The sequence below is a fragment of the Duganella sp. HH101 genome, from assembly GCF_001758795.1.
GTDB classification, from domain to species: domain Bacteria; phylum Pseudomonadota; class Gammaproteobacteria; order Burkholderiales; family Burkholderiaceae_D; genus Rugamonas; species Rugamonas rivuli.
The window spans coordinates 69,989-85,721 of record NZ_LRON01000002.1; the positions used below are offsets into that span (position 1 = coordinate 69,989).

Genomic DNA, 15,733 nt, shown 5'->3' on the forward strand with positions numbered 1-15,733 from the left:
TTGTGCATCGAACCGATTCTATTTTTCGCCGTATGCGTGGTCAATCAATAAATCATTACAATTTTGCAATGGTAGTGTTGTGGACCTTGCCGCCGATGACGACGTTCTTCAGCGTCAGGCCTTTGACGTTGTAGAGGAACCAGGGCTGCTCCATATTGGCGGGCAGGCCGAAGTCGCAGTCGGTGATGGTGACGTCGGTGACGGGCACCACGGGCGGCATCGGCAACGGGCCGTTGTAGTCCGACGCCACCGGCCCCAGTATCACAATCGCCTGATAGCATGACACGACCTTGCCGTCCCTGGTCTTCACGTTGCCGACCTTGACGTTCGAGATGTGGACGTTGCTGACCACCGGCGGCCGCGTGCGGACGTTGTCGCTGACCGGCGTGTAGTCGCAATCGAAGGTGACGATGGCCCCCGCCGCTGTTGCCACAGTCTTCGATTGTATCGGCGACCCAGGCAGCGACGCATAGAACGAAGGGCTGGTCTGCACGCCATTCGGTATCGAGATATCGCGCACGTAGAAGTTGCGCAGGTAGCCGCCGCGATTCAGGTTGGTCTTCAAACGGATCGCGGTATTGAGCGGATTGGTGGCCCAGTTGATGTTCTGGAAAACCAGATTCTGCGCGTAGACGTTCTGGATGCCGCCCGCCATCTCGCTGCCCAGCGTGACGGCGCCATGGCCGCTCTGCATGGTGCAGTTCTGGATCACGATGTTCTGCGACGGTCCATACTGCGTGTCGAGATCCTTGCCGGCCTTGATGGCGATGCAGTCGTCGCCGGTATCGAAGGTGCAGCCGTCGATCAGCACATGGTCGCAGGCTTCGGGATCGAAGCCGTCGCTGTTCGGGCCCAGGCTTTCGCAGTGGACCTTGCGAATGACGATGTTGCGGCAGTGGACAGGGTGGTGCTGCCAGAACGGCGTGTGCGTGACGTGATACCCCTGCAGCAGAACGTTGGTGCAGCCGATCAGCTGTATCATCGGCGGCCGCAGATAGTGGCCCAAGCCGAACACGCGCTTGGACAGCGGCACGCCCGCTTCCGACAGCGCCGGCAGGTACTGGGCGTCCGCGCGCCAACGCGCGCCTTCACCTTGTATCAGCAGGCGTTCCGCCTCGGTCAGCTGTGGCGCGATGGTGGACAGCGATTCGGCGTTCAACGGGTTCTCGGTATTTTCCGACATCTTCCCCTTGGTGAAATTGGGCGTAGAGCCTTGCGCCACCGCGTTCAGCGTCTTGAGTTTGCCCTTCCAGGTCCACCAGCAATCGCCTTGTTCGTTGAACGGCACGCCGCCCTGGCCGTTCAGGGTGCTGGTCCAGTCGTCGCCGGTCAGGGCGATGTTGTCCTGGCCGTAGGCGTAGATCATCGACGAGAAGTTCAGGCAGTCGTTGCTCTGCCAGCGCGAGATGGACAGCTTGCCGTGCTTGCCGCAATCGATGTCGCCATACTTTGCGTAGTCGGCCGGGTTGTTGCTGAAGTAGATATGCGCGCCCGCGCTCAGGTGCAGGTTCACGTTCGACAGCAGCACGATGGGGCCGGCGCAGTACCAGTTCCCTGCGGGGACCAGCACGCGGCCACCGCCCGCTTCGTGGCAGGCGGCGATGGCGGCTTTGATGGAGGTGTAGCAGTCGGGCGAGCCGGCGGCTGGCGTGTCGACCACGTCCTGCTCTTCGAACGAGATCCAGGCCTTGACCTTGGCCATGGTGCAGGTCTGTGCGCCGTAGGCGGTGACGACGAAATCCTGCTTGCGGAACTTGAGCGGCCTGGAGACGCGGTCGATGATGGCTTGCGCTTGCAGCCATGGATCTGGCGCGGTGGCGGCGCGGGCCTGGACGCCTAGCGTGAGGCCTGCTGCTGCGGGCAATGCCTTCATCAAGCTGCGGCGCTGGGTGTCGATCGTCATGCTGTGTTCCTTATTCATCCGAGTTGTTGTACTCGCCGAGGAAGATGTCCGGCGGCGATGGCTTTGCGGTGTAGCCGAGATCCCTGACGGGATCGATGCCGGCGCTAATCAGGTTGTTCCAATGGTCGTCGGAGTTGTATTGGACGGGGCGGTAGGCCAGCGTGCCTTTCTTGTTCCAGTCCGACCAGGGCGATGTGCGGTTGATGTGCGAGCCGATGCGGGAATTGAGTACGACCATTTTGCCGACCGCTTCCAGCGATGTCCTGGCGACGGTGCCTTTGGGCGCCTGGTAGCTGTTGGCCGGGCCGAAAGTGCAGGCGTAGCCGTCGACCGGCACTGCGGCGTAGGGCGTGCAGCGCGAGCTGTGGAACCATTGGCGCAGCAGGTAGAACGTGCCCGCGCGCGCGTTGGCCGAGCCGTCGTGCATGAAGCGGCAGTGGTCGAAGACAAAGCCGTAGCGGGTTTTGACGTGCGTGTCCGGTGCAGCGGCGTAGGAGAGGCCGCGGTCGCCCAGCGATTTGATGTCGGTCTGGTGGAAGTAGGCGGTGCTGTCGCCGAAGATGAAGTCGACGTCGCCTTCGATGTAGGACTTGTTGAAGAAGCTGCGCGAGGTGCTGCCGGTCTGCGGAGACTTCAGGTAGAGCGTGTCCTGGAATCCGATCAGGCGGATGTTCTCGAATTGCGCCTTGTCGGCGCCGTCCACCTGCAAGGCCAGCGCCTGGTGATGGACGTTGTTGATGTTCGGGAGCGCTTCGGCGCGGGCGTTGCCGGTGTCCTTGTTGTAGGCGTTTTCGAAGGTCAGGTTGCGTGCCTGGAAGCCGTTGTTCTGCACCCAGACGGTGGCGGTGCCGAAGGTGCCGATCTGCGGGCGGTCCTTGATGGATGCGTACATGGCCTGCACGGCGGCGGGTGTGGCGGCGAAATGCGCGCTGTATTGGGCGGCGTAGGCATTGCCGGTGTTGGATGCGTCCAGCTTTGCAGTAATTCGCGTGGAGGCTGGGTCTTTGCCTTCGCCGTAAAGGGTGAGCGGCGCGGTGGTCGCGGGGATGTAGACCAGCTCCCGGTAGATGCCGGGCTTGATCAGCATGTAAAGGCGTTTGGCAGGATGGTCCTTGCTGTCGATGACGGCGCGGCTCACGGCTTCCTGCACGGTGTTGAATGTTCTGACGCCGTCGGCTTTGGTGGACTGGTCGACGATGTAGTCGGGTGTGAAGGCTTTGCCGGTCGCCAGCGGATCGGCCAGTGGATCCCACGGGTCTATGGTTTCGCTGCCGGCGGCGCCGACGTACTTCAGTACCTCGCTGTAGGCGAACTGTTTGGATTGTTCGATACTGAGCTGCGGACGCGTTGAGGGTGCGCTGGCCGTAAAGCGGTTCATGCAGTCGGGTGTTGGTTTGCTGCTTATCTCGCCGGTGAGATTGGCGAATTCGATCTTCCTGTCCGCCTTGCCGGCGATGCTGACATCGCGCAGCGTGGCTTGCAGCGGGTGCTGTTCGTCGTGTCCCTGCATGACGATGCGGCCCGGCGTTACGCTGTGCACACCGTCGAAGGCGATGTTGGTGTAGACCGGAATGAGCGCTCCCTCTGCACGCGGGTTATAGCGCGTGCTGATGTCGATCGGCGCTTTGACGTCGCGCAGGCATACGTTCCGGTAGCTGACCTGATCCACCACGCCGCCACGCGAGACATCGCTCTTGATGCGCAGGCCGGACGTGGTGCCGTCCATGCTCAAGTCGTCGACCAGCACCCGGCGCACGCCGCCGTTGGTCTCGCTGCCGATGGACATGCCATGACCGCTGTAGAAATGATTGTGCAGGATGGAGATGTTTTCCGTCGGTCCGTTGCTACCGGCCTTGATGGCGACGTTGTCGTCGCCGGTGCGGATATGGCTGTAGGCGATGGTGATGTTGCGCGATGAGATGGGATCGATTCCGTCGGTATTGCGCGCCGTGGCGGGCGTGTCGATACGCATGCCCCATGCGGTGAAACCGTCCACGTTATTCAGCGTGACATGGAAGTTGGGCGAGTTCCGCAGCGTGATCTTGTGCAGCGTGAAGTCCTGCGATCCGGTGACTTCGATCAGGCGCGGCACGTTCTGGCGAGCGTCCTCCTTCTGCGCGCGGCGGGCCAGCTGCCACCAGGATTCGCTGGCGCCGTCGACCACGTGGCCACCCTGGCCGTCGACGATGCCCGCGCCGAAGATGCCGCTGCCCTTGGTCCTGTCGGCGGTGATGAAGGGCTTGCAGCCTTTGCCGACTTTATCGACGGTGCCGCAGGCGCCTGTACCGCGATCGAACAGCTTGGGATTGGTGCTGGCGTACAGCGTGGCGCCGGTATCGATCAGCAGGCTGACACCGCTGCGCAGTACGAGCGGGCCGGAGACGAAGCTGCGCTGTTCATTGTTGGCCGTCAGCCGCACGGCTTGTCCGGATACGCAGTGGTCGATGGCGTTCTGGATACGGGTGGTGTCGTCCTTGGCATCGGCAGCTGCTAGCACGGCGCAGGACAGCGGTTCGACCGGCTCGACGACTGTGCGCGCGTCCTGGGCGTTGACGCCGGAAGCGGCCAGCAGGAAGGCGATGCCCGCAGGGGAGAGCTGTTTCATAGCTGCTCGCTCTCCGGCTTGAACTGGCCGGCCGTTTCCGGCAAGGCGCGCTTCATCTCTTCCATCACCATGCGCGAGAAGTAGGCCGCGCCTTTGGCGCCGACGTGGGTGCGGTCGAAGGCGGATTTTGCTGCGCCAGCCACTTCCACCTTGCCCGCAGCCAGCGCAGCTTCGGCGATCTTGTCGGGACGCGGCGCAACGGCCAGCGTGTCGGCTTCGTCCTCGCCCATGGCTTGCACGGCGGCGTAGCTTTCCGCGTTCAAGTCCAGCAGCGCGACGTGCTGCGCGGCGGCGGTGGCGCGTATCGTGTCCGCCCATGGCAGCAGATTGTTTTCCAGGACTTTGTTGGTGAAGCTGCGGCGCGTCAGTGGCGTCACCAGCACGGGAATGCCGCCCAGCGCTTTCACCTCTTGCACATAACGCGTCATATTGGCGGGGAATTCGGTCTTCAGGTCAGTCGAGCGGCCCGGCTTGCCCGGCTGGTCGTTGTGGCCGAACTGGATCAGCACATAGGTGCTGCGGTAGGCGGCGGCTCCGCGCAGCAAGCCTTCCACTTCATCCCAGCGGCCTTCGGCGCGGAAGCTGCCGGAGCTGCGTCCACCCTTGGCCAGATTGAGGCAGGTGTTGGTGCGGTTGACGCGTGCGCAGAAGGCATCGCCGTAGCCGCTGCTGTTGGCCATCGTCGAATCGCCGACCAACAGGATGCGGATAGGTTTGGCCGGCGTTTCGGCGGCGGTGCAGGCGCCCGCCAGCATCAACGCGGCGGCGATGGTGAGACGTTGGAAGTTCATGACGGTATCCGAAAAAAAAGGCGCCGGCCGCATCGCGGTCCGGCGCCTGAACTCAGGCGGAGAAACTCTGAGTGACAGCCTTGCCGGCGATCTTGACGTTCTTCAGCTTCAAGCCCTTGACGTTGTAGAGGTACAGAGGCTTGTCCGCATTGACCGGCGTACCCAGGTCGCAGTCGCTGACTTCTATGTCGGACACCGGCAGCACCACCGGCTTGCCCGGACCGTTGTAGTCCGAGGCCACCGGGCCGAGGATCACGATGGCCTGGTAGCAGGAATAGCTGCCCGCCTTGGTCTCGACGTTGGCGCAGGTGACGTTCGAGATCCGCACATGGCTCACGCTCGGCGGGCGGATACGCACGTTGTCGTTGATCGGATCGTAGCCGCAGTCGATGGTGATGATGCCGCCCGCCGACGTGGCCACCGACTTGGTCGGAATCAGCGAGCCAGGCAGCGTGGAGTAGAAGGCCGGCGTGGTGCGGATGCCGTTCGGGATATGCACGTTACGCACATGCATATTGCGCAGGTAGCCGCCACGGCTCATATTGGTCTTCAGGCGGATCGCGATGTTCAGCGGATCGGTCTTCCAATAGCTGTTCTCGAACACCAGGTTCTGCGCATAGATGTTCTCGATCCCGCCGGACATGATGCTGCCCAGCGTGAGTGCGCCGTGGCCGCTCTGCATTTTGCAGTTCTGGATCACGATGTTCTTCGCCGGCCCGAACTGGATGTCCGGACCCTTGCCCGAATCGATGGCGATGCAGTCGTCGCCGGTGTTGAAGTGGCAGTCCTCGATCAGCACATTGGTGCACGATTCGGGATCGAAGCCATCGCTGTTCGGGCCCATGCTGTTGGCATAGATCCGCTTCACATGCATGTTGTGGCAGTTGACCGGATTGTGCTGCCAGAACGGCGTGTTGGTGGTCTGGTAGCCTTCGAACAGCACGTTGGTGCAGCTGATGAACTGCACCATGTGAGGACGCAGGTAGTGGCCGACGCCGAAGATGCGCTTCTCCACCGGCACGCGGGCTTCCGCCAGCGAACGCAGGAAGTAGGAGTCCGTGCGCCACTTGTCGTTGGGGCCTTGTATGAACAGGGCTTCCGCTTCGCTCAGGTGCGGCGCGATCTCGCGCAACGAGGTAGGGTTGACCGGATTGACGTGCACTTCGGTCTTGCCCTTGGTGTGCTTGACGTAGTTGCCGGCGCCGGCGGCGATGTCGCCGGCCCAATTCGGTTTCTCGCGGCCCTTCCACGACCACCAGCAATCCGGATCGCCGTCGAAGGCCACGCCGGCCTGGCCGTCCAGGATGCTGGTCCAGTCCTCGCCGGTCAGGGCGATGTTGTCCTGGCCGTGGGCGTATACCATCGACGAGTAGTTCAGCAGGTCGTTGCCTTCCCAGCGCGTGATCGACAGCTTGCCGTTCTTGCCGCAGTCGTAGGCGCCGTACTTGGCGTAGTCCGCCGGGTTGTTGCTGAAGTAGACGTGGGCGCCGGCCTTCAGGTGCACGTTCACGTTCGACAGCAGCACGATGGGGCCGGCGCACAGCCAGTTCCCGGCCGGGATCACCACGCGGCCGCCGCCGGCCTTGTGGCAGGCCGCGATGGCCGCCGCTATCGCCGGGTAGCAGTCGTGCGAACCTGCCACCGGGGTTTGCAGCGTGTCCGATTCGGTGAACGAGGTCCACGCCGTCACCGGCTTGACCTCGCAAGTGGCGGCGCCGAAGGCCGTCACCACGAAGTCCTGGTCGCGGAACTTCAGCGGCTTCTTGAAGCGGTCGATGATGGCCTGCGCTTCCTTCCACGGATCGGCCGCCTTGGCGTTGGCCGCCAGCGCTGCCGGGACGGCGGCGCCAGTGACGCCGGCCGCCGACAGGGCTTGCAGGAAGCGGCGGCGGCCGAAGCCTCCGCCTTTCTGTTCGACTGTATGCATCTTTGCTCTCATCAGAAGGTGTAGGTGGCGCGGACGTTGAAGGCGCGGCCGATCGGGCTGGCGGCGCTGCTCAGATAACCGAAGCTATACAGGCTGCTGTTGGTGACTGGCGGGTTCACGTTGAACAGGTTGGTGATGCCGGCCGTGACCTGGGTGTTCTTGAAGCCGTTGTAGGTCGTGGTCCAGTTCCATACCTTGTACGAGTTGATGTTGCGCCAGTACTGCTGCGCCACCAGGTTCTGGTCCGTGTACTTGGAGTTGTAGTTCTGGGTCAGCTGGGTGTTCCAGTTGCCGGCGGCCCAGTTCAGTTTCAGCGTGTGCTTCCAGCGATAGGTGATGATAGGGAAGCTGGAGGTGGTGCCGTTGCTGGCCAGGCCGAACTGGCCGATGTTCGATACGTACGGGCTGCCTTTGTCCAGCTGGTTGTCGAACTGGGTCAGGTAGGTGCCGTCGATGGATACCTTGAAGTCGCCGACGGACGTGCGCGGGAAGGCGTACGATGCGGAGACGTCGACACCGGCCGCCTTCTGGCCGCCCAGGTTCATCGTGGTGTTCTTGATGTAGTTGATGGTGCCGTCGGCGTTACGCACGAAGAAGGATGCGTATTTGACCGGATCGAGGAAGTAGACCTGCTCCGGCAGGTTCGCCAGCATGTCGGTCATCTTGATGTTCCAGTAGTCGATCGACACCATCGACGATTTGGTCGGCTCGAACACGGTACCCAGCGTGAAGCCTTTCGATTTTTCCGGCACCAGATCGGCATTGGAGCCGGTCTGTTTCGGCAGGCTGGTGTTGCAGACGGTCGATGCGACGAGGCCGGGCAGCGCTTTGCCGGTGCCGGTCACGCCTGGCGTGCCGCCAGGGCAGAGCACAGGATCGTCCCACTTGGCCGAGGTCAGGCCGGTGGCGCCGGCCAAGCGGTAGCCGTAGCGGTCGAACAGTGTCGGTGCGCGGAAGCCGGTGTTGGCCGAGCCGCGGAACATCAGCTGCTTGGACGGCTCGTAGCGGAAGCTGACCTTGGGATTGATGGTGTTGCCGAAGTCGCTGAAATGGTCGTCACGCACGGCGACGTTCAATTCCAGCTTCTTGGTGATCGGGATGTTCAATTCCGCGAACAGTGCGGCGACGTTGCGCGCGCCTTCACCGTGCGATGGCGTCGCGCTGGCGTAGGTGACTTCGGCACTGATCGGCAGCTTGGTGTCTTCGGTGGTGTCGCGATGGAAGTCCGCGCCCAGGGCCAGCGCCATGGAGCCGCCTTCCAGTTCCATCAGCGAGCGGCTGGCGGTCAGGTCGACGCCGGTGAAGGTCGATTTGGAGGTGCGGTTCTTGGCGCCGTCGACCTTGATGGTGTCGAGGAAGGCCTTGCCGTCGGCATCCTGCACGCCGAATGGATTGAGCACGCCGCTTTTCAGGCCATCCAGCAGGCCCTGGCCTTTGACGTAGCCGGAGTAGTAGTAGTTGTCGCGTTTCGAGACGCCGATCACCAGGCCGGCCTTGTAGTCCCAGCCGGCCAGCGTGCCTTCGTCGCTGATGGCCAGGCGCTGGTTCAGCTGCACGTCCTTGGTGGTGGCCAGCCCCAGGTCTGCCACCGCCCAGGTGAGGATCAGCGGTGCGTTGTTCAGGCCAGCGACTGCAGGTACGCCGCCGCTTTTACCCGGATACCATTTGCTGGTGGAAGGCAGGGTGGCGCTGACGCCGTTGACGGCCAGCGCGTTGGTCGGGTTCTTGGTGCCGAGGATGAATTCCTCGCCGCGCGAGTAGTCGACGGTGACGACGTGGTCTTCGCTGATCTTCTTGGCGGCGCGGGCGTAGAACGTGACCTGCTGGTTGGCGTACAGCGAGGTGCCGTACTCGTTGTTGTCGAGGATGCAGGTGCCCTTCTGGCCGACGATGGAGTAGGGCGCCAGGCAACCGCTTGCGCCGTATGGGTTCTGGGCGGTCTTGTTGGTGGAGGTGGTGAAGTTGGCCGGCGTGGCGTTGCCGCCGGTGCCCAGCGTTGGTGGGCGGCCGATGCTGGTCAACAGGTCGGCGGAGCTCAGGTCGGCGCGGTCTTTTGCGGCCAGGCGGGTGCGCTGGTGGGCGTCGATGGTGCCGTAGAAGCTCCAGCCGTCGCGTTCCAGGTTGCCCTTGCCCCAGGTGATGCTGGCGCGCTGTTCGTCGCCGCCGCCGTGCTTCTGCGGTTGTACTTCCTGGCCGGTCAGCGACAGGCCTTCGAAGGAGGTCTTGGTGATGAAGTTGACCACGCCGCCGATTGCATCGGAGCCGTAGATCGACGAAGCGCCGTCGCGCAGGATCTCGACGCGCGACAGGGCGCTCATCGGAATCACGTCCAGGTTGGCGTAGCCGTCGGCGATAGCCTCGTTGGCCATGCGGCGGCCGTTCAGCAGCACCAGGGTGCGGTTCACGCCCAGGCCGCGCAGGTTGATGTTGGTGCCCGAGCCGGCATTGGACGGCGCCAGTGATGCGGACTGCGGCAGCGACATCATGATGTCGGCCAGCGTGGTGATGCCCTGCTTGATGAAGTCCTCGGCCTTGACGGTGCTGACGGGCAGGGATGCTTCGGTGGCCAAACGCTTGATGCTGGAACCGGTCACTTCGACGCGGGTCATTGCCGCTTCTCCGCTCTGTTGTGCGGCCGCCTGGTTGGCCAGCGTGAGCACGGCCACGGTGATGGCCGACAGCAGCAGGCGGGGTTGGGCGGAACGGTTCTGGACCGAGTGATCGGACGTGTTCATGCTAGTCTCCTTCGTCTTTTTGAATAAAGTTATGCGCCGTGCTGGTAAAGCACTGGACGTGAGTGGAGCACCTCGCGTGCTCCGTGCCGTTGAGACGAGGGCCGCCATGCAGGCAGGCCGAGGTCCAGTACGGTCGATAACTTATTGCTTTGTTCGCGGACTGGCATCGAGGCCAGTCCTGCGGTGCTGCTGTGCTGCGTACTGCTGTTTAAAATCTTATCCGCGCGAGAAAGTGCGGGTCACGCGTTCCAGGTGGGCGCGCATGGCTTTGCGCGCCGCCGCCGGATCGTGGGCGGCGATCGCCTCCAGGATACGGCGGTGATCCTTCAGCGTTTCCTGGCGCAGTTCCTCGGTCTGGAAGTGTTCCTTCAGTTTGTGCCACAGGCGGCCGCGCTGGTCCCACAGGTAGTTCAGCGATCCCACCAGCGCGCTGTTTCCGGTGGCGCGGGCGATGGCGAGGTGGAAGTTGCGGTCGGCCTGCTCGTTGCTCGAATAATTGTCGTGGTTCTGTTCCATCTCGACGACGGCCTTGAGGATGGCGTCGATGGCGCCGTCGGTGGCGACGCGGGCGGCGATGGCGGCGATTTCGGATTCGATGAGGCGGCGCGCGGACAACACTTCGAACGGGCCGGGGCCCGCTTCCGGAAGGTCGGCCGCCGATGGTTCCGGCACTTCACTGACGTAGACGCCGGAGCCGCCGCGCACTTCGATCACGCCGCCCAGTTCCAGCGCGATCAGCGCTTCGCGCAGCGAGGCGCGGCTGACGCTCAACTTGGTGGCCAGATCGCGCTCGGACGGCAGGCGCTCGCCGCCGGCGATCTTCTCTTCGCGTATCAGTTCCTGGATGCGGTCTGCCACCACGCGGTACAAGCGCGGTTCGTGGGCGGTGCTGTCGGCAGGGGCGGAAGTCTTTTTCAGCATCTGTGTCTCGTATTCATAGGGTGGCGTCAATATCGCCATCTGGTCAGGCCATTCTAAGGTGGTCAGACCAAATACGCAATGTGGACTAGCCAAATTAATTTTTAGCTGTCATACTAAAATCGTCATGCAGCTGCGGGAAGGGGGAGTTTACAGGGCTGTAGCCCCGCAAACAAGCCGTTTCAGCCTGTGGTGCCACGGCCACAAACAGCGGCTGTCCGGCCAGTCCGGAAGTGGCCTGACCACTTTGCAGTGCACAAAAAAACGCGAAAAAACAACGTTCGCCGGGACGCCGATCCCGGAACAGGAAGACAGGAAGACACATGCCGACACCGACGATCACAGGGACGCCGCGCTACATCCTCATGCACGACAACGATAACGTCGCCATCGTCGTCAACGATGGCGGTCTGCCGGCCGGCGCGGTCTTCGCCAGCGGCCTGGTGCTGCTGGAAGCCGTCCCGCAAGGCCACAAGGTGGCGCTGTGCGATATCGCCAAGGGCGATCCGGTGCGGCGCTACAACGTCACCATCGGCTACGCGGCGTGCGACATCGCCGCCGGCAGCTGGGTCGCCGAGCCGCAGGTGGAAATGCCGGCCGCGCGCGAACTGGTCAACCTGCCGATATCGACCAACCTGCCGCCGCCGGCCGAGCCGCTGGAGGGCTATACGTTTGAGGGCTTCCGCAATCCCGACGGCAGCGTCGGCACGCGCAACATCCTGGCCATCACCACCACCGTGCAGTGCGTGGCGGGCGTGGTGGAGTTTGCGGTCAAGCGCATCAAGGACGAGCTGCTGCCGAAGTATCCGAACGTTGACGACGTGGTGGGGCTGGAGCACACCTACGGCTGCGGCGTGGCGATCGATGCGCCGGGCGCGATGGTGCCGATCCGCACGCTGCGCAATATCAGCCTCAATCCGAATTTCGGCGGACAGGCAATGGTGGTCAGCCTCGGTTGCGAGAAGCTGCAACCGGCACGCCTGTTCCCCCAAGGCTCGATTCCGATCCAGAACGGCGGCGGCGCCGATCCTGCGCTGGTGTGTTTGCAGGATGCGGGCCATGTGGGCTTCATGTCGATGATAGCTTCGATCATGAAGCAGGCCGAGATCAACCTGGCCGCGCTGGACAAGCGCCGCCGTGAAACAGTGCCCGCTTCCGAGCTGGTGGTGGGCGTGCAGTGCGGCGGCAGCGACGCCTTCTCCGGCGTGACCGCCAATCCGGCCGTGGGTTACGCCACGGATCTGCTGGTGCGAGCAGGCGCCACGGTGATGTTCTCCGAAGTGACCGAGGTGCGTGACGGGATCGATCAACTGACGTCGCGCGCGGCGACGCCGGAAGTGGCGGAAGCGATGATCCGCGAGATGGAGTGGTACGACAATTATCTGAAGCGCGGCGGTGTGGACCGCAGCGCCAACACTACGCCGGGCAACAAGAAGGGCGGCCTGTCGAACATCGTCGAGAAGGCGATGGGCTCCATCGTCAAATCCGGCAGCAGCCCGATTTCCGGCGTGCTGTCGCCGGGCGAGAAGCTGACGCAAAAAGGCCTGATCTACGCCGCCACGCCGGCCAGCGATTTCATTTGCGGCACGCTGCAGGTGGCGGCGGGCATGAACCTGCACGTCTTCACCACCGGGCGCGGCACGCCGTATGGCCTGGCCGAGGTACCGGTCATCAAGGTCGCCACGCGCAACGAGCTGGCTGCGCGCTGGCACGATTTGATGGACATCAACGCCGGCCGCATCGCCAGCGGCGATGCGACGATCGCGGACGTGGGCTGGGAGATGTTCCAGCTGCTGCTGGATGTCGCCAGCGGACGCCGTACCTGGGCGGAGAAATGGAAACTGCATAACGCACTGGTGCTGTTCAACCCGGCCCCGGTGACTTGATAAAAACCGAGACATAAAAATGACTAAACCATTTAAACGATTACTGCTGACCGGCGCCGCCGGCGGCCTGGGAAAAATCCTGCGTGAGCGCATCCAGCCATGGGCCGATGTGGTGCGCTTGTCCGATATCGGCGACATGGGTGCGGCGCGCGAGGGCGAAGAGGTTGTCCATTGCGACCTGGCCGACAAGGCTGCCGTGTTCAAGCTGCTGGAGGGTGTGGACGCGGTGCTGCACTTCGGCGGCATCTCGACCGAGAACACGTTCGAGAACATCATGGCGGCTAATATCGCCGGTACCTACAACCTGTACGAAGCGGCGCACAAGCATGGCGTCAAGCGCGTGGTGTTCGCCAGCTCGAACCACACCATCGGCTATTACAAGACTACCGACTACATCGACGCCGACAGCCCGATGCGGCCCGACAGCCTGTACGGCGTGAGCAAGTGCTTCGGCGAGTCGCTGTCGCGCTACTACTACGACCGCACCGGCATCGAGACGGTGTGCCTGCGCATCGGCTCTTCGTTCCCGGAGCCGGTTAATCCGCGCATGCTGGTGACGTGGTTCAGCTACGACGATCTGGTGGAGTCCTTGCGCTGCGCGCTGTTCACGCCGCGCGTCGGCCATACGATTTTGTTCGGCGCTTCGACCAACCCGGGCAGCTGGTGGGATAACAGCAAGGCCGCGCACCTGGGCTTCAAGCCGAAGGACAGTTCGGAGCAGTTTGCGGCGAACTTCCCGGAGACCGGCGCCTATCCGCCGAAAGACGATGTCGCCACCATCTACCAGGGCGGCGCATTCCTGACCTCGGGGCCTCAGTACAAGGACTGAGTGGCGCCATGGCCGGAGAAGCGGCTGCGGTACTGCCCGGGACTCACGCCCAGCTGGCGCTGGAATACGCGCCGCAGGTTCTGCTCTTCCACATAGCCGGTGTTGGCCGCGATGGTCTTCAGCGGCAGCGCGGTCTTTTCCAGCGCGCTGCATGCGGCCTCCAGCCGCATCGCTTCCACCATTCTTGCCGGTGTGCGCCCCAGTTGCGCGGCGTAGCTGCGGGCGAAGGTGCGCGGCGTCATGCCGGCTTGTTCGGCCAGCCGGTCCACCGTCAACGTTTCGCGCAGATTGGCCGCCACCCACGCGTGCAGCTGGTCGAAGCGGCCGCCTTGCTGCGCCTGCGCCGCCAGCGGCACGCTGAATTGCGACTGCCCGCCGGTGCGCTTGATGAACATTACCAGCTGGCGTGCGGTTTCGATGGCGACGTGATGGCCGTAGTCCTCTTCGATCAATGCCAGCGTCAGGTCGATGCCGGCGCTGACGCCGGCCGACGTCCAGACCGAACCATCCTTGATAAAGATTTTGTCGGCGTCGATGTCGATATTCGGATGCAGCTTGTGCAGGCGCTCCACCCATTCCCAGTGCGTGGCGACGCGTTTGCCGTCCAGCTGCCCGGTGGCGGCAAGCAGGAATGCGCCGGTGCAGACGGAGCACAGACGGCGCACCTTGGACGTGTGGCGGACTATCCAGTCCACCAGCACCGGCGGCGAGTAGTACTCCTGGCCTTTGCAGCCGCCCACCGCGATCAGCGTGTCGATGGCCAGGCCTTCCAGCGAGGCGATGGGCACGGTCATCACCGGCAGGCCGGCGCTGGTCGTAATCAGGCCGCCCTCGGCCGAGGCGACGATGGTTTCGTACAAGGCGGGGCCATTGCCGCTGTGGCGTTTGCTGGCCGTGACGAGCGCCTGCAAAGGGCCGCTCAGGTCCAGCAGGTTCATGTCGTCATAGGCGAGCAGCACGACGCGCAGGGTTTGTTTCGGTGGCATGACGGTACTCGGGGTATGGGCTTCAGTGGTAGGAAGGATACTCGAATTCCAGCGCTACCAGCTTGGCGGTGCTGCGGCCGTAGCGTTGCGCGACGCCTGCCAAGGCGAGATCCAGCGCCTTGTTGGGCAGCGTGGCTTCGGCGAGGGGCGGCAGCAGTTCGGGAAGGTCGGCGGCGCCTTGTACGCGGTCCGGCACAATGGTCAGGCCGGAGCGGGTACGCAGAGGCTCGGCGCTGGCGGCCACGGTGTAGACTTTGCTGCGTTGGGAGCGCGACCAGGCGTCGGCGGTGTAGGCCAGCGTGATTTCGTCCACGCCGGGCGCAACGGCCACACCCAGGTTGTCGAGCGAGTGGAACCAATGATTGGTGTAGCCGGCGATGTAGGCGCTCAGGTTGGTACCCAGGCGCGGGCGGAAGATGTCGCTGTCGTGCTCCGTGCTCCAGCCGTCGACGCCGACCTGCCGGGCCACGTCGTCGGCGCGCTCGCGGCCGGCGATGGCTTCCACCAGTGCCAGCGTGATGGGCATGGAGGCGCTGACGCCGGCGCTGGAGATGACTTTGCCGTCGGCGACGTAGCGGGTGTTGCTGATCCACTGCGTGTCCGGATAGTGCTCCTTGCGATAGGACTCGGTGGCCCAGTGTCCGGTGGCGCGGCGACCTTTGAACAGGCCCGCGTTGGCAACCACCAGCGCGCCGTCGCAGATGCTGACGACGGTGGCGCCTTTCGCGCCTTGCGCGGCGACCCATGCGACGAGGGTGGTGTCGGCAGGCCGGCTGACTGCCGGGACGATCACGTAGTCGGCGCCTTGCGGATAGCGCTGGTCGAATTCGGCGGTGGTGGCGTCGGCTTGCAGCGTCAGCGTCGGGCGCATGGACAGCGGGCCGGCTTTGGTGGCGACGCTCAGCAGCTGCACCGCGCCGGAGCGGGCCAGTACGCCATAGGGGATGACGAAGTCGGTCAGTTCGGTGCCGCTGTTTTCGCCGACGACGGCGACCACCGGCATGGCGCGGCCGAAGCGGTCCTGGTAGGCGGGCACTTCGCCGGCCGTGGCCACGTGGCCGACCAGCAGAAGGAGGTAGATCAGTTTGCGCATCGCGATAGTCCTGTGGATTTGAGGTGACAGGGGATTATCGGGGGCGTGCGGCGTGGCAGG

The 15,733-nt window shown here is 63.8% G+C and carries 10 protein-coding genes; 2 read left to right on the forward strand and 8 right to left on the reverse strand.

Annotated elements, in window-relative coordinates; translation table 11 throughout:
- Window positions 1-55 precede the first annotated feature (55 nt).
- The 6 genes from DUGA2_RS03165 to DUGA2_RS03190 all read right to left on the reverse strand — a co-directional run bounded on the left by DUGA2_RS03165 (window position 56) and on the right by DUGA2_RS03190 (window position 10,921).
- The gene (locus tag DUGA2_RS03165; RefSeq protein WP_070267169.1) at window positions 56-1,921 is read right to left on the reverse strand and encodes a glycoside hydrolase family 28 protein; all 1,866 of its coding nucleotides are present in this window, start codon (window positions 1,919-1,921) and stop codon (window positions 56-58) included.
- Window positions 1,914-4,508, reverse strand: coding sequence for a pectinesterase family protein (locus tag DUGA2_RS03170; protein WP_070267170.1), 2,595 nt, complete (start codon window positions 4,506-4,508; stop codon window positions 1,914-1,916). Before DUGA2_RS03170 ends, DUGA2_RS03165 begins: the two co-directional genes overlap by 8 nt.
- Window positions 4,505-5,299: a rhamnogalacturonan acetylesterase gene (locus DUGA2_RS03175; RefSeq protein ID WP_070267644.1), complete on the reverse strand. Its 795-nt coding sequence runs from the start codon at window positions 5,297-5,299 to the stop codon at window positions 4,505-4,507. The genes DUGA2_RS03170 and DUGA2_RS03175 overlap by 4 nt, the downstream gene beginning before the upstream one ends.
- A gap of 52 nt (window positions 5,300-5,351) precedes the next feature.
- Window positions 5,352-7,226: a glycoside hydrolase family 28 protein gene (locus DUGA2_RS03180; protein WP_070267171.1), complete on the reverse strand. Its 1,875-nt coding sequence runs from the start codon at window positions 7,224-7,226 to the stop codon at window positions 5,352-5,354.
- Between the two features lie 11 nt (window positions 7,227-7,237).
- On the reverse strand, window positions 7,238-9,961 hold the full coding sequence (locus tag DUGA2_RS03185; protein ID WP_070267172.1) for a TonB-dependent siderophore receptor: 2,724 nt from the start codon (window positions 9,959-9,961) through the stop codon (window positions 7,238-7,240).
- Between the two features lie 216 nt (window positions 9,962-10,177).
- On the reverse strand, window positions 10,178-10,921 hold the full coding sequence (locus tag DUGA2_RS03190) for a FadR/GntR family transcriptional regulator (protein ID WP_070267173.1): 744 nt from the start codon (window positions 10,919-10,921) through the stop codon (window positions 10,178-10,180).
- Window positions 10,922-11,202: 281 nt separating this feature from the next.
- Between DUGA2_RS03190 and garD the strand changes: the two genes are divergently transcribed.
- Both garD and DUGA2_RS03200 read left to right on the forward strand, forming a co-directional pair.
- Window positions 11,203-12,765 carry a galactarate dehydratase gene (garD, locus tag DUGA2_RS03195; protein WP_070267174.1) on the forward strand — a complete coding sequence of 521 codons (1,563 nt, stop codon included), beginning with the start codon at window positions 11,203-11,205 and terminating at the stop codon, window positions 12,763-12,765.
- Between the two features lie 19 nt (window positions 12,766-12,784).
- Entirely contained in the window at window positions 12,785-13,594 is an 810-nt protein-coding gene (locus DUGA2_RS03200) for an NAD(P)-dependent oxidoreductase (protein WP_070267175.1), read from the forward strand.
- On the opposite strand, the gene DUGA2_RS03205 is transcribed toward DUGA2_RS03200, so the two are convergent.
- Both DUGA2_RS03205 and DUGA2_RS03210 read right to left on the reverse strand, forming a co-directional pair.
- Complete coding sequence (locus DUGA2_RS03205; protein WP_070267176.1) at window positions 13,579-14,580, reverse strand: GlxA family transcriptional regulator; 1,002 nt, start codon at window positions 14,578-14,580, stop codon at window positions 13,579-13,581. The two genes, DUGA2_RS03200 and DUGA2_RS03205, sit on opposite strands and share 16 nt — an antisense overlap.
- Before the next feature lie 22 nt (window positions 14,581-14,602).
- Window positions 14,603-15,673, reverse strand: coding sequence for a DJ-1/PfpI family protein (locus DUGA2_RS03210; RefSeq protein WP_070267177.1), 1,071 nt, complete (start codon window positions 15,671-15,673; stop codon window positions 14,603-14,605).
- Between the last annotated feature and the right edge of the window lie 60 nt (window positions 15,674-15,733).

Excerpts from the sequence above, each read along its gene's own strand:
- DUGA2_RS03165 (WP_070267169.1), bottom strand. The coding sequence starts at position 1,921 with ATGAATAAGGAACACAGCATGACGATCGACACCCAGCGCCGCAGCTTG.
- DUGA2_RS03170 (WP_070267170.1), bottom strand. The coding sequence starts at position 4,508 with ATGAAACAGCTCTCCCCTGCGGGCATCGCCTTCCTGCTGGCCGCTTCC.
- DUGA2_RS03175 (WP_070267644.1), bottom strand. The coding sequence starts at position 5,299 with ATGAACTTCCAACGTCTCACCATCGCCGCCGCGTTGATGCTGGCGGGC.
- DUGA2_RS03180 (WP_070267171.1), bottom strand. The coding sequence starts at position 7,226 with ATGCATACAGTCGAACAGAAAGGCGGAGGCTTCGGCCGCCGCCGCTTC.
- DUGA2_RS03185 (WP_070267172.1), bottom strand. The coding sequence starts at position 9,961 with ATGAACACGTCCGATCACTCGGTCCAGAACCGTTCCGCCCAACCCCGC.
- DUGA2_RS03190 (WP_070267173.1), bottom strand. The coding sequence starts at position 10,921 with ATGGCGATATTGACGCCACCCTATGAATACGAGACACAGATGCTGAAA.
- garD (WP_070267174.1), top strand. The coding sequence starts at position 11,203 with ATGCCGACACCGACGATCACAGGGACGCCGCGCTACATCCTCATGCAC.
- DUGA2_RS03200 (WP_070267175.1), top strand. The coding sequence starts at position 12,785 with ATGACTAAACCATTTAAACGATTACTGCTGACCGGCGCCGCCGGCGGC.
- DUGA2_RS03205 (WP_070267176.1), bottom strand. The coding sequence starts at position 14,580 with ATGCCACCGAAACAAACCCTGCGCGTCGTGCTGCTCGCCTATGACGAC.
- DUGA2_RS03210 (WP_070267177.1), bottom strand. The coding sequence starts at position 15,673 with ATGCGCAAACTGATCTACCTCCTTCTGCTGGTCGGCCACGTGGCCACG.